We start from the raw sequence: 21377 nt of genomic DNA on the forward strand, positions 1-21377 counted from the left end.
AATTTTAATGTCAAGATACCAAGTAAAAATATGTTCCTAGTGTACTGTCTCGTTCACTTTCAGCAGAATGATGCAGTACATGCGCATCATGTCAAAAAGGTTGTGAAAGAAACCTCTTTTCCTTCACAACCCTTTCTGTTCTTAAAATACAGGCGTCTGTACCGGTCCTGCACCTACATATTCTTCTAAAGTGATATTTTGCTCTGTAATTTCCTTTGCTGCCTTTTTCCCTACATAACGATAATGCCATGGTTCAAAAATTATACCGGTAATATCACTTTTATCCATAGGATAACGCAAAATAAAACCGTATTTCCACGAATTTTCCATTAGCCATTTCTGGTCTTCTGTTTCCATCTGTGCCTCATCAAGTTCCTGATAGTCAGAAGACACTATATCAAGAGCCAACCCGACCTGATGCTCGCTGGTGCCCGGCTTCGCCACTACTGTAGATGCCTTAATTGCCGCTTCTTCCTGAGTTAAACCTTCCTCCTGCATAACTCTTTCAATTTTATTCTCATAAAGAGAAACCTGCATATCCCACTCTCGGAAAGCAGAGCAAATCATAGGATTTCTTCCGGCTGCTCTTGCGTCAGCAAACATAGCCTCTAAATCCTGCATAATCCGCACGTCTACTTGATATCCATTGGCATCCACAGTCTCTATGGCAACCTCCGGCACATCTGCCTCTGTCATAGGATGGTCTTTATTTACCAGTCTTAAATACCACTGCTGTTTCTCCGTTTCATCTGCCAGAACAGGACCTGTGGGCTCAACATTTACCTGCGGCTCCTGCTCATCCTCCTGTTCCTCCTTGGATATCTGCTCTTTATATGCCTGTTTTGCTTTTTCTTCTGATTTTTCCTCATCTATGGAAATCCAAACTGCTGCCGCACCAAAAACAACAAGACAAATAACTAAGAAAATTCTGCCGTTTCTCTGCCGTATCCTGCGTATATCTCCCTTATATCGTCTTCTTCTCATTCTCATACTACATCCTTATTCATTAAAGTAACAGCTCTATTATACCACGTGCGCAGAAAAGGAAGCACCCGATAGGGTATTTACTTTTCAAGCCGTGGCTTGCCTGGTATAATCTGCCATACGGCAGTAAGCCGATGAAATCGGCTTAAATTGCACATCGTGCAATTATTATACCACATACGCAGGCGAGGAAGCACTCTTTTCTTACATTTTTCTCTTTTTTTAGATTTTCATTATATACTTTTAATTTTGTGCTGCTTTGTGTATTTCATATTCACTAGGTGTAATTCCCGTTAACTTTTTAAATACCTTACTGAAATAATAAGGATTTTCAAATCCCAGCATATCGGAAATCTCATACATCATATACTCGTGTTTTTCCAAGAGCTCTTTTGCCTTTTCTATTTTTATCTGATTGATATAATCATTCAAATTTCCACCTGTCTGCTTTTTGAATACGCTGGATAAATAGCCCTGGCTAATTCCGATTTTTGATGCAATAGCAGCCAAAGTCAGTTTCTCTCCATAATTTTCTCGTACATACTCCTTAGCCGCCTCTACAATTTTATCTGTTTTACTTCCACCATGGAAATTTTCCATAGTATTTACTACCCAATTTCCAAATTTCAGCAGCCAGCGGGTATGTTCCCTTAATGTAAAGCATTCCTGTAAAACTCCCATAACTACAGATGGATAGGGCATTTCTTGCTTTATAACAGCATCCTCTTCCACGTAGGAAAGAAAGAAATAATATAAATTAGCACAGGCATTGACAATCTGCTCCTTTGCCGGATGAAACTCTGTAAACAGCTCCGCCAGTTCTTCAAAAACACTGTTTACTTTTTCTTTATCCTGCTGTACCAGAGCTTGTCTCAAATCCTTTTTCAAAAAACTGATATCAAAAGTATCATGACGCACATGATGTTCTTTTCTAAAATCCATGCCCACATCTGCAGATAAAAGCACCGGTTCTTCACTGTGGTAATAATAAAATTCCTGCATTTTCTTTATCTGGGATAAAGCATTTTTACTTCCCTCCCAAATATCCTCCATAGGAGCGCTGACTGCCACCAAAGTCTGACATCCAAAATAATCCTCTAAAATATTACTGATTTTTTTCCCGGCTTCCCGATAGTATTTTTCTGTTCTATTCTGTCCTGGAAGAATAGCTAAAATCCCAATTCGCTTCCAGACTAACGTACAGCAGCCGGAATGAATACGATTCATAAATTGCTCCATCAAACTTTGCGCATAATCTAACATCTCTTTGCGGTCTTCATCAGAAACATTCTCAAATAATTCTCTGTCCTTATAAGGACGTATCCACAGCATTATCCCATTTTGGTAAAGATGTTCCAACTCCATTTTTTCTACAGGTTCTTCCCATTTTCTCTTAAATTCATCTGAAATCTCCCCTGCCTTTTCCAGCACATCTCTAAAAAATCCTGCTGCAGTCTGCTTTACATCTTTAGGGTGAAATTCCCTGTGAGATATCTTATCTGACAAGATACGTTTTTGATTACAAAGTTCTATTGCTCGCTTTAAACTTTCTCCCATCATTTCAGGTGTCATTTCCATTTTTACCAGATAGTCTGATGCACCCAGAGAAAGAGCACTTTTTGCCAGCGAAAATTCCTCTAAATTTGTCAAAAGTATAAATACCGTATCATATCCCTTGTCACGGCACGCTTGCATAAATTCAATTCCTGTCATAACCGGCATTTTAATATCTGTAATTACAATATCCGGCATATTTTGCTCCATTTTTTCCAAAGCCTGCTTTCCATTGCTTGCTCTGTCCGCAATAACACAATCATAATCTTCCCAATTTATCATAGATTGAATGCCTGTTAAAATTAACGGCTCATCATCTACAAGTAAAACCTGATACATTTCTTTTCCCTCACCTTATGTCTAAATTAGTATTCTATCGGTATGCGAACTTGGATTTCTGTATATTCGCCTACCTTGCTTTCTATGGAAAGTCCGTATTCTTCTCCGTATACCAGCTTAATCCTCTGGTCTACATTCGGAAGTCCGATACCGCTCATAGTGTCGTTTTTGCGCTTTTCTTTCCCTTTTAATATCTTCTCTATCTTTTCTTCCGGAATTCCCACGCCATTGTCCCTTACAAAAATGCAAAGGGTGTTTTCCTGACTTTTCACATGAATGGCAATGACTCCGTTTTCTCCCATTGGTTCTATGCCTGAAAAAATCGCATTTTCTACCAAAGGCTGAAGCGTCAGTTTAATAATCCTTGCATTGTATAGCTTTTCATCCTCCACAGAAATTTCCACGTCAAACATTTCCATGTAACGCATCTTTTCTATAATAATATAGTCTTGTAAAAAGTTCAGTTCTTCCTTTAACGTAACCTTCTCATTAAATCCCTTTGCCATATTTTTCAGTAGGCTTGAAAGAGCTGTGACCATTTTCACAATACTTGTATTCTTCTGAATAACTGCAATCCAGCGAATGGAGTCTAAGGTATTATACAGAAAATGAGGATTTATCTGTGCCTGCAACATTTTAATTTCCAGATTTTTCTTCTCCCTTTCATCCTCCACATTCTTTTTCAGAAGCTGCTCAATCTTCGTGCTCATGTGGTTAATGCCTTTTCCGATTTCTCCGATTTCATCCTCTGTCTCAATCTGCGGATTTCTGCTAAAATCCCCGCCTCCAATTTTCTTGACCTGAGCCGTAAGCAAATCAATGGGCTTTCTTATTCGCTTTGAGGAAAGCACCGATAACAGCATCCCCAGTAAAAGACAGACAAAGAACAGCACCCCTGCCATACGGACAATAATCACTCTTTCATTTAATGCTTCCTTTACAGGCATCATTTCATAGGTTAAAATTCCTGTTTCCGGACTTTTTGCATAAGAAATAAACCACTGTCCACTGCTCGTTTTTTCTTCGATTACACCTGTATTTTCCGTTTTCTTTAAAAGCATCTCTGTAATTTGAGAAAGCTCCTTCTCCTTTAATTCCTCTGTTTTTACTTCGGCAATTAAATCTCCTGTGCCGGTAACTGCTATCATAGTGTTTCCGCTGTCAGACCGTGCCAGCTCGTCTTCAAATAATTTTGCGGATATTCCTAAGAAAACCCAGCCTTCTTTCCGCATAAGTCCTGTATTATCCAAAGGACGGATAATGGGTATCATTTTCTCCCCTTTTCCTCCGAAAAAAGGATTTTTTACCACGCTGACTTTATAATCTCCTGTTTCCTTCGCCAATTCCTGCTCAAACCAGCCGGTTTCCATAAGCTTTTCAAAATCATCTGTACTTCCCACGTCACTGCCTGTTTGAATGAAATGACCTTCCTTGTCTGCCATCATCAGCTTGGAAATATAACTGCCATATCCCGAAATCGCACAGTAATCACTCATCAGTTCATTATTCATCAACGCCTGTTTTCTCTGGGAAGGCTGCTGGGTAAAATCCAGACTTCCTAAATTCATGGATTTTCTGCCTGTGCAGTTTAGCACAATGTTCATCATTTCCTCGTAAGCTACCTGAAACTTATCGGAAACGCCTTCTATCCGCTGGCTCATAGACTGTTTGATAACTTTTTGAGAACGATCCAATGCTGTTTTATACGTTACAATACTTCCCAACAAAGCTACCACAATTACCATAATTAAATTATAAATAATAATCTTTCCTCTAAGAGAATACATCCATTTCTTGATTTTCTTCATATCAATCCCCCATTTATTAAAATTTTACCATATTCCCCTTTTTAATTCAAAGACATAATCTCTAAATTGCTATTTTCTACTTTCCATACTTCATCTGCATTTTCCATCTCCCCCAGCCTATGAGTAACAGATAGTATCGTCATCTGCGGATAAGCTTCTCTTATATTCTTGAAAAGCTGCTTTTCTGTTTTTTCATCTAAAGCAGACGTTGACTCATCCAGCAATAACACTTGAGGTTTTTTAAGCAATGCCCTTGCAATAGCAAGCCTCTGTCTTTGTCCACCTGAAAGATTACTTCCCCTCTCTCTTATCATCGTTTCATATCCCTGAGGTTGCTTCTGAATAAAATCATGAATGCAGCATCTTTTACAGCATAACTCTATTTCTTCCATGTCTATCTTTTTCCAATATGTAAGAATATTTAAAAAGGAGTCCTCAAACAATTCAACATTTTGGGGAATATAAATAATTTCACTGCCGAATACTTCCCTCTGAGATTTTCTATTATCAAAATCACATGATAACTTTCCTGTTGACATTGCCAGTCCTTTAATCCCTTTTAATAAAGTACTTTTACCATTTCCCGATTTTCCTACTATAACAATGTATTTCCCTTTTTCCACCTGAAAATTGATCTCGTCTATAACTTTTATCTCCCCATAACCTACCGACCATTTTTCTGCTCTTAACACATAATTTGTCCCTTTTTTCTCTATGAGACTGCTCCTATCTTCTTCTATTTCTATTACATGTTTAATACGATTATAAGAAACCTTGTATTTACTGATTTCTTCTATAGAAGAAGCAATACTTCCCAAAAACCAACCTACATTTCCACAAAGCTGAACACTATACATAATTTCTGAAATCTCATACTCCCCTTTGGAAACAAGCAACATGCCATAAACAATCGGTGTCAGCATTGTTAAGCTTCCTAAAATTCCGCTAATAAAATAATGTAGCGTTCTTTGTTCTAGATATTTATCTTCTTTTTCATTTACTTTACAAAATAATTTTTCTACCTTGTCTAATACAAAGCTTTTTAATTGATATACACGAATTGTTTCCTCTCCTGCAATACAATCCGTTTCGCATTCCTGTATTTTTTCTTCCTCTTCTGCAATTGTCTGTTGATAATACCGATGTTTTTTTCCATAATACTTATTTACTATCTGAGAAGACACCGACAATATTAAAACTACCATACCAATTTGCCATGTTTTCAAAAAAATAGAAATAATACAAACTCCACCTATGACAATGGGCAAAACAGACTGTATCATTGTCGTTCCCAAAAATGTTTCTACTTTTTGAATATCTTTTTCTAAAATTGACAGCCAATGTCCACTATGCTGTCCCTGCAATTCTTTTAATGACATATTTTGCAAATGAGTCACATAATTTTTTTTCAATCCTATAATTGCTTTATTCAAAAAAATTTGAATAATACACTTGGAAATAACCATCAAAAAAATGCAGCCTGCCACCAAAAGAAGATTTATCGCTACTAAACTAAGAAACTGTCTTTGGTTTTTGGAATTTGTAATAAGGGCAAACACTTGGCTAAATAAAGATGCCAAAAGTAAGGTAGAGCCACATTTTGCTAATGGATAGAGAACATATCCACACCCCAACGCCAGCTTGTGTTTTTTTTCAAATAACTGTATTTTCCCCATTTCTATTCATTTCTCTCCTTTTCATAGAGTTTTGCATAAACACCTTCTTTTTTCAACAATTCAAAGTGGGTTCCTGTTTGCACCAATTTTCCATCTTCCATAACTAAAATAAAATCATACTCTGACATATTGCTCATATCATGAGTAACTGTAACCGTCGTATATGTACGGGTAATATCCCTAAGATTATTTAAAATATCCTGAGCAGTCTGATAATCTAAAGAGCTGGTAGGTTCATCTATAAGCCATACATCTGCTTTACGCAAAATTGCCCTTGCAATACCAATTCGCTGCTTTTGTCCTCCTGAAATATTACTGGAGAACTCCGAAAGAGTTGTATCAAGTCCTTTCGGAAGCTTGCAAATCCATTCCCATATCTTAGCTTTTTTACATGCATTTTCTAATTGCTCCAAAGAAATATTCCTGTTTCCGGCAATCAGATTTTCTCTGATTGTTCCCGGAAACAAATACGTGTCCTGCAACACTAATGCTAAATGACAATACAGTTGTTCCGGCCGGCATTGAAATAAATCATAGCCCAATACAAATGCTTCTCCTTTTTGCGGTCTATTTAAACCGGCAATGGTTTTCAACAATGTTGTTTTACCACATCCACTTTCTCCTACAATGGCAACATGCATTCCTTTTTCGATTTCTACTGAAATATCGCTTATCCCGAATTTTCTATTAGCATACATAAACTCCATACTGTTTAAAATAATATCCGGCTTTTCTTCCTTTTCCACGTCTTTCCCCGAAAAAAATGGAATTTGCAGAATTTCAAAAATTCTTTTTCTGTGTCCTGAAAATTGTCGATACTGTGCCAACCATTGTGGAATTCCCATCATTCCATTTGTAATATAGCCTAAAAAAATAGTAAACAGTAATAAATCTCCTACTGTAACTTTATGCTGTATAAGCAAACAACCGCCCACTGCTATAATTACAATTTGAGGAAGTATCTGAATAATATTTAAAAACGGCTCATAAACCAACTGAGAAAACACTTTTTTATTTTTTGCCCGATATAATTCACAAAATGTTTGGTTTAAATAACCAGTCCATTCTTGTTGGGCAGAATATGCTTTTGTTGTCGGTATCTGCCAAACACATTCTTGAAATATTTTATTTGCTTTTCCCTCTTTATTTTGTAATTCTTCCGAAGCAGCACCAATCTTGACACTGAATTTTTTTGCACAAACAAAAATAAGCGGAACCATAAGGATGCTTAAAAGAGTTAATTGCCAGCTTATAAAAAAGCAGATAATAATTGGCCAAATGAAAAGAATCCCCCCATACACCACCGTCTGTAAAAAGTATCGAATACTTTCCACACATTGGCGGCTATCTGTTTGCAAACGTGTCAAAATTTCTCCTGTTCCCATATCTGAAAGAGTGCTATGAGGCCAATCCAGCAATTTATTCATTAAATGCATCTGAATATTTTTTCTTCCTTTTATTACAGTCCTGCCAATCCACATTCCGGATATAATTCCCATGATGCCTTCCGCTAAAATCAAACAAAACAAAAATATACACATGCCTATGATTGCTTGATTTTCTTTTGCAGCATCTATAAGCATACGCAGCATCCACGTTTCCATTACATCAAACCCGCCTCGAAATATAAGTACCAACATAATTCCACCAAGAAAAACCCCGGATACTTCTGCTATTTTAAAAATTGGTTTCCAATTTTTAATAACTCGTTTCACCATTTTCGCCTCTCATCCTTCTAAAGTTTTTAAATATTTTACAAAAAATATTCGTGTATATCTATATACAATTCTTGAATATTCTATTATTTCCTTCTTTTATTCAACATAATATGATAATTTCTGTTACAACGTAAAAAAATGTGGCTACAAATCTCTAAAATTTGTAGCCACATTCCTTTATGTTGTTTTGCGTACATTCCCGTAATTATTTATTTTTCCCCGCAAATTTGGCATCTGACTCGCCTTTTTTTCTCACAGCAGAAGTCATCGGAAGCCCTGTTCCGTAGTCTAACTGTCTTGGCTCGTATTCCTCATTTTCTCTTTGACGTGTCATCAGTCTGCTGTCCCACGTTTTATATTCTGTGATGTGATGCCATGGACGGTCTTCCCAGTAATATCCTCTGAAAGGATCTCTTGTATTATACATATTATCCAGAATTGCCTCATGCAGTCTCTTTCTGATTTCATCATAGCCCGGCTCGTTAATCAGGTTTTTCATCTCCTGCGGATCTTCCTGCAAATCATACAGCTCATCACTGGTCATAAGGTTAATTACCATCTTATAACGTCCGTCAAAAGCGCCTCGAAGAGGCTGATAACCGCCAAATCCGTCATGGTCTACCTCATAACGACCAAATTCCATAAATACATAGTCATTACAGCGTACTTCCGGATTTTTCACTTCCTCAAAGATACTTCTGCCTTCAAACATCTTTGGAATTGGCACGCCAAACATATCAAAAATCGTAGGCGCTAAGTTGATGTGAGAAACAGGATTTTTATCCACACCTTTTCCAAAGCCTTTAATCATCAGCGGAATATGTGTAATTTCTTCATATAAAGCAGGTCCTTTTCCTGTAAGGGAATGTCCGTACATCATATCTCCGTGGTCAGAAGTATAAATAATAATCGGCTCATCTTCATATTGCGCCGCCGCATCCAAAACCCTGCCGATTTCATAATCTGCAAAGGTGTTACAGCCTAAAAATTCTTTTGGACTGAGCTTAAAGTCTTCACGGCATGCCTTTAGATATTCGTCTCCCGCCCAAATTCTATGATGCTCCGGCTTATCCTCCAGCGTATCCTTCATATTTTCTTTTACCGGTATCTCATAGTCTTTATACAAATCCACATATTTTTTCGGACAGATATGAGGACCGTGAGGCTCGTCTAAGGACATAACCAGAAAATAATCTTCGTCTTTATGCTTTTCAATAAAATCTACTGCTCTGTCTGCACAGCGGTGTCCGTAGGTCATATCTTCTGTAATGTTGTATTTTTCAATGCTTTCTATCTGGCGGATGCGGTATCTTTCCTCCGGTGTCAGTTCATCTAAGAAGCATTTCATATCATACCAGTAATCCTCATCCCAGCCCTTGGGACATCTTCCCAGTCCAAAATAATCTCCGCCATCCAGATGCCATTTTCCTACATAAGCAGTGTGAATACCTGCATCACTTAATCGCTGTCCGATGCTCTGCACATTATCGGAAAGCCCCATACAATTTGACCATCCTGCACAGGAATGAGGGTAACTGCCTGTAAAAATCGCAGATCTCGCAGGCTGACATACAGGCTGTGTGGTATAAGCTTTATCGTAACGTATTCCCTCTGCCGCAAGTCTGTCTAAATTTGGTGTAACCATTGCAGAATTTCCATAGCATCCCAGCATATCTGTGCGCTGAGTGTCTGTCATAATAAAAATAATCTGTTTTTTCTTCATAGTCTTCCTCCTGATAATACAAACAGAGGCCATTGCCTAAGCAACAGCCCCTAGATTTTACATAAGAAACGGATCCTGCTGCATATCTAAATATTCCCGCAGACGTTTTTCATAATCTGCTGCAAGCTCCTCATTCAGTTCGGTAATCATCAACGGATTTTGCTGATAAGGGTCTTTTTCATTATTATACAACATTTTCACCTGTTTTTCTCCTGGTTTATATCCATTATTTATTACAAAAGTATGTGTATGTGTCCGAATACCTCGCCAGCCATAGCACTTACTGTTCAGCCCCTGTTTTTCAAAGGCTGCTACCATTTCCGGCATTCCCGGATAAGAACATAAAAACGCATCCTTTGGCGCATTGCTTTCCTGTCCCAGTATTCCCGGCGCATGATTAAATCCCTGACAGGTATCCGGCACAGGAATATCCAGAAGTCCCAAAAGTGTAGGCATGTGGTCGGGACTTGCTACCAGTTCACTGTATTTTGCAGGAGCAAGACGCCCCTTTTGACGAATATACAGCGGAATGTGGATAGACTCTTCATACCACACATTTTTACTCATTCGTCCATGTGAGCCTAACATTTCTCCGTGGTCGGCTGAGAGCACCACAATGGTATCTTCTTCCATTTGATTTTCCTTTAAGAAATCCAAAAGTCTTCCAAACTGCTCATCCACACCGGAAACTGCTGCAAAATACTGTCTGGTAATGGTCTCCATCTCCGGAGTCCTCTTTTCCTTGGGCACATTTTCTCTGAAATGCACCGGCATGTCTTTGTACTTTTCATAGTATTTATCCGGCACCAGTTCATAGGGAAGGTGGGGAGGATTGTAAGAGACAAACAGGGCGAAGGGTTCATCCTGTTGTTTCTTTCCTTCCATATATTCCAGCGCCTTATCTGTTTCAAATTCCGGAGACCAACAGTTCGGTCTGATTTGCTTTGGTGTGTCTGCCCAGTAATGAGGAGTTAAATGCTCATCACAGGCGCCGTAGGAAAGCCAGTAATCAAATCCCTGTCTTCTCTCTCCCGGCGGAGTGTAAGCATCCCAGTCCTTTGCTCCTGAAACAGGATTTTTCTCAAAATTCTGCTCAGAAGCATCTAAATGCCATTTTCCGATATAGCCTGTGTGGTATCCTGTATCCTTTAACACGTTTCCGATACAGGTTTCCTGCGGCTTTAACATTAAAATTTCGCTTAATCCGATTTTGCAGTTTGTCCACATTCCTACGCTGAAAGGATATTTTCCGGTAAGCAGAGACGCACGGTGCGGGGAACAAAGGGGGAAGGTGCTCACTGCCTCTGTGCAGTCTAAGCTTTCCCTTGCAAAGCTGTCCATGTGGGGAGTACACACTTCATCTTCCTTTGCATATCCCATTGCCTGATATCTCCACTGGTCCAGAAAAACGTATAATAAATTTGGTCTTTTCTTCATGCTTTTCCTCCTTACCAGTAAGGGTTCCATGTTCCGCATCTTCTTCGGAGCGCTTCTAAATAGAAGTAATCGCCCCATGTGTTACACTCGTCCACACCTCTGTCCTTGCAGGTGTTTTCTTCGGAACTTCTTGCATAAGTGCCGTGTAACAGAAGTCCGTTAGACTGTTCTATGGATTTTACCGCACATTTCTCAATTAAAGCACACAGCATTTTATCTGCCGCCATGCGATATTTCTCAGCTTCCTCTTTTTCCAGATACGGAAGCATTTCATAAATGCCGCAGATAACAATAGCGGAAGAAGAAGAGTCTCTGGGCTCTGTACTTCCTGTATCAAAGTCAAAATCCCAATATGGAATTAAGTCTTCCGGTAAATGTTCAATAAAGTAATCGGTTACATCACGAAACATCTGAATGTACTCTGGATTTTGCTGATAGCGATAGCTTAACGCAACACCATATACACCCCATGCCTGTCCTCTTGCCCATGCAGAACCATTTCGATTTCCCTGATGGGTTACGCCATAGGAAGGTTTTCCTGTTTCCGGGTCAATATAGTAGGTATGATAAGTAGAATGGTCTTCTCTTAACACGCACTGCATTGCCGTATGAATATGCTTGCATGCTTTTTCAGCATATTCGGGATTTCCTGTAACCTCTGTTGCCCAGTATAATAAAGGAAGATTTAACAGACAGTCAATAATAAGACGATAATCCTTAGGGTCACCTACATTTCCCCATGCCTGAATAAATTCTCCGTTTTCTCTGTATCTGGTGAGCAGGTGGTCGGCTGCCAGAATAGCAGCCTCTTTTCCTTTCTCACTTCCACAAAGCTTATATGCCGCAACACAGGAAAGACTGTAAAGAAATCCCATATCGTGGTAATTCACATCAATTTTTTTCTGAATACGATTTAAGAAACTGTCTACGTGAACTTCTCCTGTTTTCTTAAATTCTTCATCCTTTGTAAGCTCATAAGCCAGCCATACCACGCCTGTCCAAAAGCCTGTGGTCCATTCTACATTTTCTGTCTGCCAGTAAAATCCATTTTCTGTATTAGGAGACTGAAAAAAGTCTGTAAAATCTTTTAAATTTCCTTTTACAATGTCAGTTGCCTGATGAACTGCCTGCTCAATCATTTCCTGACTGCATCCCTGATATTTCTCAAGGTTTTCAAATGTCTGTGCCATATTTCTCTCCTTTTTAGCCCTTGATACCACTTGCTGCAACACCTTCTACGAAGAATTTCTGACAGGCAATAAAGATAATTACTACCGGAATCAGAGCACATACAGATGCTGCCATAATCAGAGCATAATCAGCTGCATACTGAGAAATAAACATACGAATACCAAGCTGAATTGTCTTTAACTCTGTACTGTTTAAGTAAATCAATGGGCCCATGAAATCGTTCCATACGTTTACAAAAGTAAAAATAGTTAAGGTTGCAATACCAGGTTTCGCTAAAGGTAATACCACGCGGGCAAAAATGCCGTATTCACCAAGTCCGTCAATTCGAGCCGCTTCTGACAATTCCTTTGGAATACTCAGGAAGAACTGCCTCATAAGGAATACACCAAAGGCACTGAAAGCATGAAGCATAATCAATCCGATATGTGTATTGTTTAAACCAAATTTGGACATCATAGTAAACTGAGGAACCATGTATACCTGCCATGGAACAGCGATTGTTGTTACATAAGCAAGGAACAGGAAATCTCTTCCTTTAAACTCCAGTTTTGCAAATCCATAAGCTGCAAAGCAGCTTGTTGCCAACTGAATAATGGTTGTGATAACTGTCAGTTTTGTACTGTTTTTAAAGAATGTTAAAAGTGGGATTTTTTCCCAGATTTCCTGATAGTTTTCAAAGTGAAAACTTCTTGGTATCCATTCCATTGGAATACTGAATACGTCTTTATTCAACTTTACAGAAGAAATTAACATCCAGTAAAAAGGAATAATCATCAATACTGCCAGAAATGTCAAACCTATATAAATCAATATTTTTTTTCTTTTTTCTGCTTTCATATTGTCACTCCTTTACATCCACTCTGTGAATTTCTTCTCGCCTCTGAACTGGATTAATGTAATAACAAGTACGATAGCAAACAATACAATAGCACTTGCACTTGCGTATCCGAATTCAAAGTTTGTAAACGCTGCGTCATAAATGTGGTTTACCATAACCTGTGTTGCACGTCCAGGTCCACCGCCTGTCATAATGTAAATCAAGTCAAATACCTTGAAGCACTGAATTGTCAACATAATTACAACAAAGAATGTTGTTGGTTTTAACATTGGAATTGTAATATATTTCAATTTTTTCCAGCCTGTTGCTCCATCGAGGCTGGCTGCTTCATAAAGTTCTTTTGAAATTCCCTGCAAAGCTGCAAGGTATACAATCATATAATATCCCATATATTTCCAAACACTTACGATAATGATTGCCGGCATTGCCCATTTTACAGATGCCACCCAACCCGGAGGATTGGAAATACCAATTGCTCTTAAAAATTCATTGATCGGACCTACGTCCTTCATGAAAAGCATGTTCCACACTGCACCTACTGCTACAAGAGAAGCAATGTAAGGGAAGAAAAATGCAGTACGATAAACAACAATTCCTCTAATCTTGCTGTTCAGTAAAACTGCGATCAAAAGTGCTGCTGCAACCGTAAGAGGTACTGTAAAGATTGCATAATAGAAGGTGTGTCCCACAGCCATTTTAAAAGTGGAGTCACTCATTAAACGTACAAAGTTATCAAATCCTACAAACTCCATTGGTGTATTGGAAGAACCGTTCCATTTCATAACGCTGAGTACGAAAGAAAATACCACAGGAACAAAGATAAACAGGAAATATCCAATAAAGTTCGGTAAAATAAATGAATATCCAATCAGATTTCTTTTTATGACTTTTTTTTGTTTTGCTGTCATTGCCATATCCTTTTCTCCTTTTCCAGAACACAGGGCTTTCCGTCTGTGTTCGTTTTACATTCAGAAAGCCCTGTCCCTTGTTATTTTAATTTATCACGGATTGGCTTCACGTATTTCTTTTACACGCTCTGTCATATTTTTCAGTCCGTCATCAATACTTTCTTCGCCAATCATAATCAAGTCATGTTCTTCTTCCACTGCTTTACGGATTTTTTCAATGTTTTTATCCAGTGGTCTGTCGAATACCATACCTTTTAATTCCAGTGCCTCTGCACAGCCTTCTGGGAAGCCTTCTACGGAAGTTACTTTTTCCATAATTGTATCGTTCTGAACAACAGTTAAAATACCCTGTTCAGCAAGTTTTTCAGCTGTTTCTACACTTGTTGCACATTTTACAAATTCCCAGGCTAAATCCTTCTGGTCGGAGTTTGCATTGATTGCAACCGGTGTTACAGCGCCAACGCTGTTTCCTGCTTCTACGCCTTCCGGATGAGGAATTGTTGCAAATCCCCAGTTAAAGTCGATTTCGCCTGCATTCTGTGCCTGAATTAAGTTTGCGATGAACCATGTTCCCATTGGCATCATTGCACATTGCTGCTGCTGGAATACACTTGAGTAATGTAAGTTTCCTGTTTTAATTGTTGCATAGTCCTGAACAATTCCGTCTTTCTGCATACGCAGCGCCTGCTCGTAAGCCGGTTTTAAGAAGCTGTAATCGTCAGATACTAATGTGTGTTTGCCATCCTGAATTGCCCAGTTACATACTAAAGCCATCCAGTTGTGATTGTGTGTTCCGTAAATCTTTTCATTTCCTTCGCCGCTGGTCATTTTACGTGCCAGTTCTTCGTATTCATCCCATGTCATGTCGTTGCTTGGATAAGGAACGTTTGCTTTGTCAAACAAATCTTTGTTGTAATACAGCACGTACCAGTCAGAACGATATGGAAGTGTATACTGTTTTCCCTCAATCTGGAGTTCTTCAGCAGTTCCGTTATAAATAGATAAATCTAATTTATCTTTTTCTATGTATTTGTCCAGACATTCAATCTGACCTTTTTCCTGCATACTGATCTGTGTTCCCATATCTTTTACGAAAATAACATCTGGGTCCGGGTCTCCTCCGGCAAGCATAACTGTCAGTTTATTGTTATATTCATTGGCTGCTGTATCAATGTACTCGATTTCTACATCCGGATGTTTTTCTTTAAATACTTCAACGGCTGTTTTAAACTGTGGTGATGTATCGTTATCCCATGTAGAAATTGTCAGTTTCTGTTTTCCGCCTTCTTCTTTTTTGTCATCCTTTTTTTCTCCGCCGCAGCCTGCCAGCATACCTACTGACATTGCAGCAACCATTCCCATTGCAATTACTTTTCTCGCTTTCATAATGCTCCTCCTTTACGAAAAATGTTCCGTTGTTTTTGTAAATATAGAGTAACAAAAATATGAATTTTCATAAATGAATTATTTATCTATTTCTATTACTTTCTATAGATGCTCATATTTTTTCTTGTACTTTTTTCATATTTTATTACTTTTTTACATTCTTCATAAAGTTTTTGGGAGTTTTGTATATTATTTTTCGCAGTAATAAGTATTTTTTTCTTCTGAATAGACACCGGCCCGACACATTTGTCCCAGCCCGGTGACGCCTTCTTTTACTCCATCCACCTTTTCATCCACATACTTATTAAACCATTCATTTAATCCTTTTCTCATTTCGACTGTGATCTTTTTGTATGCTTCTTGTCCATATAAGTTTTCTTTTTCGTCTGGATCTTCCGCTAAATGATATAATTCATGAGGTCCATAAGGATATCGGTGAATATATTTCCACTCCTTATTACGAATCATTCTCACCGGGCCATATTCATCAAATACTACAACTTCTGTATCTCCCGGTTTTTTTTCTTCTCTGTTCATAAGTAAATCCGCAAAACTTGTTCCCGGCAACTTTTCACATTCTTGACTATGGATTTGACTAAGTTCCAAGATAGTAGGGAAAATATCATATGCACTGAGAATTGCATCTTCTTTAATCCCCTGCGGAATTATGCCCGGCAACGATATGAGCATCGGTACTTTTACAGAAGTTTCATACATATTGAAAGGAAAAGTTCCATTTCCTTTTCCCCACACACCATGATGCCCCATACTCATACCATTATCTGCTGTATAAACAACAAGAGTATTTTCTCTCAGCCCATTTTTTTCAAGTGTATCTAAAATTCTTCCAATTTGCTCATCCATTGCACTGATTGCCGCAAAATAACCTCTGAGATTTTCTTTTCTCTTTTCTGTTCCGAATACTGGTTCTGCAGTTAAATCAGGGTGATCTTGAATGTCCGGAATACTTGGGAAATCACAGTTTTCATAATAATCAATCCACTTCTTTGGATGCTGCTCCTTCCCCCATGGAGCATGAGGCGCTGTAAAGTGTACAGAAAGATAAAAAGGCTCTTCCTGATCTTGAAATTCATTTAAATATTCAATTGCCTTATCTGCAATTACCTCTGTAACATACTGATTATGCAGAACTTTTATATCTCCGTTTTCTACAATATCCGGATGAAAATAATCACAACCGCCTAATCCTATGGTATACCATTTTGTAAATCCATGCTGTGGACAAACGCTGTCACCTAAATGCCATTTACCTGCCAAAGCGCATACATATCCATTCTCTTTTAACACATCTGTATATGTGGTTTTTCCTTCCAAGTAAGAAATCGGCTTATTTTCACAGGAATACCCATTCCAGTACGGATTTTCTCTGCCTGCCTCTTCAAACTTATCTTTATCAATATTTCCACCTCGTATCCAGTCATGTACACCATGAGAAGAAGGAATATCACCAGTGAGCAGAGAAGCTCTTGCCGGTGAACATACAGGTGATACACAATAAAAATTATGAAATTGCATTCCACTTTCAGCGATACGATTTAAATTCGGCGTATATAATTCCTTTGTTCCCCCACAGTTCATTGCCCATGAGCCTTGATCATCTGCCATGATAAATAAAATGTTCATACTCTATTTCCGCCTTCCATTCCAGACTTAAACTAGTATCTGATAAAAATAACAATGGTAAAATTACATATTCTGACTGAAAATATGCCTCACCGCTTCCACCCCAACGGTCTCCCAAATACCAATATTCGGCTTCACCTGACAAACTATTATCTGTCTTAATAATACCTGTGGGCTGTGATTGATAGGTAGTTTCATTTCCAAGTTCAAAACGCCTGGACCACCCATGGTCTATATAACGAGAATATGCATAAGAGGACTGATTTGCCTGCCAGCCTGTACATCCACTTGTTAAAAGATAATAGTACCCATTTCTTTTAAACATTACCGGCGCTTCTCTTAATTCTCCCGGCCATAAAGTACACACCTTACTCTCTATTGACAAATAATCCTCGGTCAAACGATAAATATGTAGATCCTGATTGTCCCTTGCTGCTGATATAAAATATGCACATTTATCATCATCTACAAAAAGAGTACAATCTCTTGACATGTATCCCAGTGGATTAAAGCTTCCAAGATATGTGTAATCTCCGTCAATTGTATCACACACAGCTACCGCACATCTGGCAAGTTTATAATCTCCCGGCATTTCCCAGTGCATCCACATAACGTATTGTTGACTTTTTTCATTATAGACTACTTTTGGCCGTTCAATATTACAGCCAATTCCAATAGCTGCCTTTTGTTCCGGTATATCCAGACGCAAATCTCTGTCCGGAAATCTCTTCTCTGTCTGTGAGTCTAAAGTCAAAATATGATTGCAAAATTCCCAATTTAAAAAATCTTTGGATTTATAACAGGAAACCTTATTTCTCTCTGTTCTGTCTTCTCCAATCCAGTAATAAGTCTCTCCCTCTCTTAAAATCTGCCCTCCATGGGCGTGTAAGATTTTTCCTCTATTCTCTCTCGGAAGAAACACACTTTTCATCTTTCTGTCCATTCTTTTCTCCGACTCCCCATATTTCCTCAGGCAAAAATTCCTTTGGTGTCCCAATTTCTTCAAAATGCTGCCTCATCTTTTTTGTCAACATCTTCTGTATCTCAGCATACTCCGGCTTTCCAAATACATTTTCCATCTGAAGCGGATCTTTTTTCATATCAAATAAAATATGATCGTGAAATTCCTCCTGACACCATCCTCTTCCAACATAAGCAAGTTCAAATTCCGGTGTTAAAATTCCGGCTCTTGGTACATCACTTGGATGAATATATAAAACTTTTTCAGTTTCTTTATTTCCCAGAAGATGCTCTGATAAATCTCTGCCATGAACCTTAAAAGGATAAGAAAATCCCATAAATCCTGCCAGTGTAGGAGCAAAGTCTACTACATTTATCCACGTCTTACATCGTCTTTCCTGAATTTTCTTCCACGGCATAGACATAACACAAGGTATATGATATACACTTTCATACAGATTATTTTTCTCCATAAGCCCATGCTCGCCCATATATTCTCCATGGTCTGTAGTAAAAATAACCATAGTGTTTTCCCACAATCCGGTGTCTTTTAAGCACTGAATAATTCTTCCCACATTGTCATCAATGCATTTCACAGCACCTAAATACTGAGCTTTTAATCTGCGTAAATGACCTTCTCTCTCAAAAAGGCCATACGGATAATAATGCAATCTTCCCCAAGTGTCTCTTTCTGCCCAATCTGGTATCTCCTTTTCCCAAAAGCTTTCTGGTATTTCTACTTTTAGCGGATCAAACATTGTATTATAAGGAGTTCTTACTTCAAAAGGCTGATGAGGATCCGGTATACTCACAGTAAATAAAAAAGGACGTGTACTTTTTAACTGATTATTTAAAAACTTAATTGTTTCGTCTGTAAGCCAATCTGTAGTATAACTTTTTTCATTTCCTACTTCTCTTTTCGGTCTTACTTGTCCGTTTTCGTAGACAACCGATTTACAATGTCCAAATTCTACTTTATAATCCCATTCCTCAAATCCCAATGGATTATATTCACCTAACGCATCTCCTCTTTCTTTATGATCTGCTAAATGCCATTTTCCCAAATAAGCTGTATGATATCCAGCTTTGGCAAAGGCCTCTGCAAATCCATGGGCATCTTTTTTTACAGGAATTCCGTTTCTATATGCTCCATTTTCATGGGGATAATTACCTGTAAAAAAGCACCCCCTTGAGGGGGTGCAAACAGCGCTTGGAGTGTAACAATTTTCTAACAAAATACCATTCTCCGCCAGAAAATCAATATTCGGTGTCTGCACTTCTTTTCCCCCGTAGCAGCTTAATACATCTCGTCTAAGCTGATCCACATGTATAATCAATATATTTTCCATAAAATACCATCAACCTTTCACTGAACCAATCATAACACCTTTTACAAAGTGTTTCTGAACAAAAGGATATAATACCAATACCGGTAAAGAAGATACAATAATTACACCATACTGAATTGTTCTTGCAATCTGTTTCATCAATTCTAATGACTCAGGGTCTACCGTTGATGGATCTACAGACTGTCCTGTAATCAGAATGTCTCTTAAAATTAACTGCAATGGATATAAGTCACTATCCGTTACATAAACCAATCCATTAAAGAAGGAATTCCAATGACCTACTGCATAATAAAGCACCATAATTGCAATAATGGATTTTGACAAAGGAATTACTATCTTCATAAAATACTGAAAAATACCGCAGCCATCAATTTCTGCTGCCTCCTGCAGTTCAACAGGCATTGTATTTAGGAAATATGTTCTGCACAAAATCAGATTAAATACAGAAAATGAACCTAAAATCATTAAGACATAAGGAGTATTTACAAGTCCGAGAGCGTCTACTACTAAATAAGTAGGGATTAAACCACCTGAAAAATATTTTGTAACAATCAGGAGCTTCATAATAATTCCCCGACCTTTCATATCCGTTCTGGATAAGGCATAGCCTGCCGGAATCGTAATAAATAATGCCAACATAGTTCCTACAACTGTATAACGAATGGTATTGTAATATCCTGACCAAATTCTAGGATCTCTAAAAATATACTTGAAGCCTTCAAAAGTTATTCCCTTGGGCAAAAGAAGAACTTCTCCTGTGGCAACTAAATTCGGATCACTGATTGATGCAATAATTACAAACCACAATGGGTATAAAATCATAACTGAAATCAGAGCAACTGTAGTATAAACAATAAAAAGAAACAGTCTGTCTGATTTACTCATCTTTTTCAATTTTTTCATTGCCTGCTCCTTCCTACCAAAGACTTACATCTGAAACACGTTTGGCAATCTTATTTACTACTACCAGAAGCAACAGGTTGATAACATTGTTAAACAATCCAATTGCTGCTGAATAACTGAATTGTCCACCTTGAATACCAATCTTATATACATAGGTAGAAATAATTTCAGAATATTCAAGGTTGATACTATTTTGCAGTAAGAATGCTTTTTCAAATCCTAAGTCCATAATTTCTCCGGCTCTCATAATCAACATAATTACCATAGTCGGCATAATAGAAGGAATATCAATATAAATTAATCTCTGAAAACGGCTTGCACCATCTACAGTAGCAGCTTCATGAAGCTCCGGTCCTACAGAAGTCAACACCGATATATACATAATAGAACCCCAGCCAATCCCTTGGAGTACACCGGACCATACATAAATATGCCTGAAGTTTTCAGGATTAGACAAAAATCCTACCGGATCAATTCCTAAAATCATCAATAACTGATTGATAATACCATCACTGGATAAAAAGATTAAAATCATACCACAATATACAACTGTTGAAATAAAATGTGGTGCATAGGTAATCATCTGTGCTGTTTTTTTAAATCGTTTTTTTGTTATGTAATTTAAAAACAATGCAAAAATGATTGGCATCGGAAACCCCGCAATTAAAGAATAAAAACTTAATGACAAGGTATTCCATAATAAATCTTTAAATTGATAGGACTCAAAAAATGTTTTAAAATGCTCCAAACCTACCCATGCGCTGCCCCAAATTCCATCTGTAGGACGATAATCCTTGAAAGCGAGCTGAATTCCATACATTGGCAGATAATTAAATAATACTATATAAATTATCATGGGCAAAATAAACAGATACAGTACCCATGTTCTTTTTAAATGACGAAGAAGCTTGCCATTCCCTTTTTCTTTTTTTATGTTTGCCATAGTTTCCTCCATAAAA

16 protein-coding genes are annotated in these 21377 nt (G+C 37.9%); all 16 read right to left on the reverse strand.

Going from position 1 to position 21377, the window contains the following annotated elements; genetic code table 11:
• Positions 1 to 141: 141 nt before the first annotated feature.
• The 16 genes from BQ7352_RS00980 to BQ7352_RS01055 all read right to left on the reverse strand — a co-directional run bounded on the left by BQ7352_RS00980 (position 142) and on the right by BQ7352_RS01055 (position 21361).
• On the reverse strand, positions 142 to 990 hold the full coding sequence (locus tag BQ7352_RS00980) for a M15 family metallopeptidase (protein WP_072446165.1): 849 nt from the start codon (positions 988 to 990) through the stop codon (positions 142 to 144).
• A 237-nt stretch (positions 991 to 1227) separates the two neighbouring features.
• Positions 1228 to 2877 carry a response regulator transcription factor gene (locus tag BQ7352_RS00985; RefSeq protein ID WP_072446169.1) on the reverse strand — a complete coding sequence of 550 codons (1650 nt, stop codon included), beginning with the start codon at positions 2875 to 2877 and terminating at the stop codon, positions 1228 to 1230.
• 26 nt (positions 2878 to 2903) lie between these two features.
• Positions 2904 to 4685 (reverse strand): sensor histidine kinase, encoded by a 1782-nt coding sequence (locus tag BQ7352_RS00990; RefSeq protein WP_072446173.1) that lies wholly within the window; start codon positions 4683 to 4685, stop codon positions 2904 to 2906.
• A gap of 41 nt (positions 4686 to 4726) precedes the next feature.
• The gene (locus tag BQ7352_RS00995; RefSeq protein WP_072446177.1) at positions 4727 to 6361 is read right to left on the reverse strand and encodes an ABC transporter ATP-binding protein; all 1635 of its coding nucleotides are present in this window, start codon (positions 6359 to 6361) and stop codon (positions 4727 to 4729) included.
• 2 nt (positions 6362 to 6363) lie between these two features.
• On the reverse strand, positions 6364 to 8079 hold the full coding sequence (locus tag BQ7352_RS01000) for an ABC transporter ATP-binding protein (RefSeq protein ID WP_072446180.1): 1716 nt from the start codon (positions 8077 to 8079) through the stop codon (positions 6364 to 6366).
• A gap of 205 nt (positions 8080 to 8284) precedes the next feature.
• Positions 8285 to 9802, reverse strand: coding sequence for a sulfatase-like hydrolase/transferase (locus BQ7352_RS01005; RefSeq protein ID WP_072446183.1), 1518 nt, complete (start codon positions 9800 to 9802; stop codon positions 8285 to 8287).
• 57 nt (positions 9803 to 9859) lie between these two features.
• Complete coding sequence (locus BQ7352_RS01010) at positions 9860 to 11239, reverse strand: sulfatase family protein (protein ID WP_072446186.1); 1380 nt, start codon at positions 11237 to 11239, stop codon at positions 9860 to 9862.
• Between the two features lie 11 nt (positions 11240 to 11250).
• Positions 11251 to 12429: a glycoside hydrolase family 88 protein gene (locus BQ7352_RS01015; RefSeq protein WP_072446189.1), complete on the reverse strand. Its 1179-nt coding sequence runs from the start codon at positions 12427 to 12429 to the stop codon at positions 11251 to 11253.
• A gap of 13 nt (positions 12430 to 12442) precedes the next feature.
• A complete protein-coding gene (locus tag BQ7352_RS01020; RefSeq protein ID WP_004220932.1) occupies positions 12443 to 13267 on the reverse strand; it encodes a carbohydrate ABC transporter permease in 825 nt (274 codons plus the stop codon).
• 12 nt (positions 13268 to 13279) lie between these two features.
• Positions 13280 to 14176, reverse strand: a complete 897-nt coding sequence (locus BQ7352_RS01025) for a carbohydrate ABC transporter permease (protein ID WP_200791355.1) — start codon at positions 14174 to 14176, stop codon at positions 13280 to 13282.
• 93 nt (positions 14177 to 14269) lie between these two features.
• Positions 14270 to 15562, reverse strand: coding sequence for an ABC transporter substrate-binding protein (locus BQ7352_RS01030; RefSeq protein ID WP_072446194.1), 1293 nt, complete (start codon positions 15560 to 15562; stop codon positions 14270 to 14272).
• Positions 15563 to 15751: 189 nt separating this feature from the next.
• Positions 15752 to 17206, reverse strand: a complete 1455-nt coding sequence (locus BQ7352_RS01035; RefSeq protein ID WP_072446197.1) for a sulfatase-like hydrolase/transferase — start codon at positions 17204 to 17206, stop codon at positions 15752 to 15754.
• Positions 17178 to 18149 (reverse strand): family 43 glycosylhydrolase, encoded by a 972-nt coding sequence (locus BQ7352_RS01040; RefSeq protein ID WP_072446201.1) that lies wholly within the window; start codon positions 18147 to 18149, stop codon positions 17178 to 17180. The genes BQ7352_RS01035 and BQ7352_RS01040 overlap by 29 nt, the downstream gene beginning before the upstream one ends.
• Positions 18106 to 19515: a sulfatase-like hydrolase/transferase gene (locus BQ7352_RS01045; protein ID WP_072446207.1), complete on the reverse strand. Its 1410-nt coding sequence runs from the start codon at positions 19513 to 19515 to the stop codon at positions 18106 to 18108. The genes BQ7352_RS01040 and BQ7352_RS01045 overlap by 44 nt, the downstream gene beginning before the upstream one ends.
• Before the next feature lie 9 nt (positions 19516 to 19524).
• Positions 19525 to 20418, reverse strand: a complete 894-nt coding sequence (locus BQ7352_RS01050; protein WP_072446209.1) for a carbohydrate ABC transporter permease — start codon at positions 20416 to 20418, stop codon at positions 19525 to 19527.
• 13 nt (positions 20419 to 20431) lie between these two features.
• The gene (locus BQ7352_RS01055; protein WP_242948494.1) at positions 20432 to 21361 is read right to left on the reverse strand and encodes an ABC transporter permease; all 930 of its coding nucleotides are present in this window, start codon (positions 21359 to 21361) and stop codon (positions 20432 to 20434) included.
• Between the last annotated feature and the right edge of the window lie 16 nt (positions 21362 to 21377).

The organism is Blautia sp. Marseille-P3201T, from assembly GCF_900120295.1.
Classification (GTDB): domain Bacteria; phylum Bacillota; class Clostridia; order Lachnospirales; family Lachnospiraceae; genus Blautia.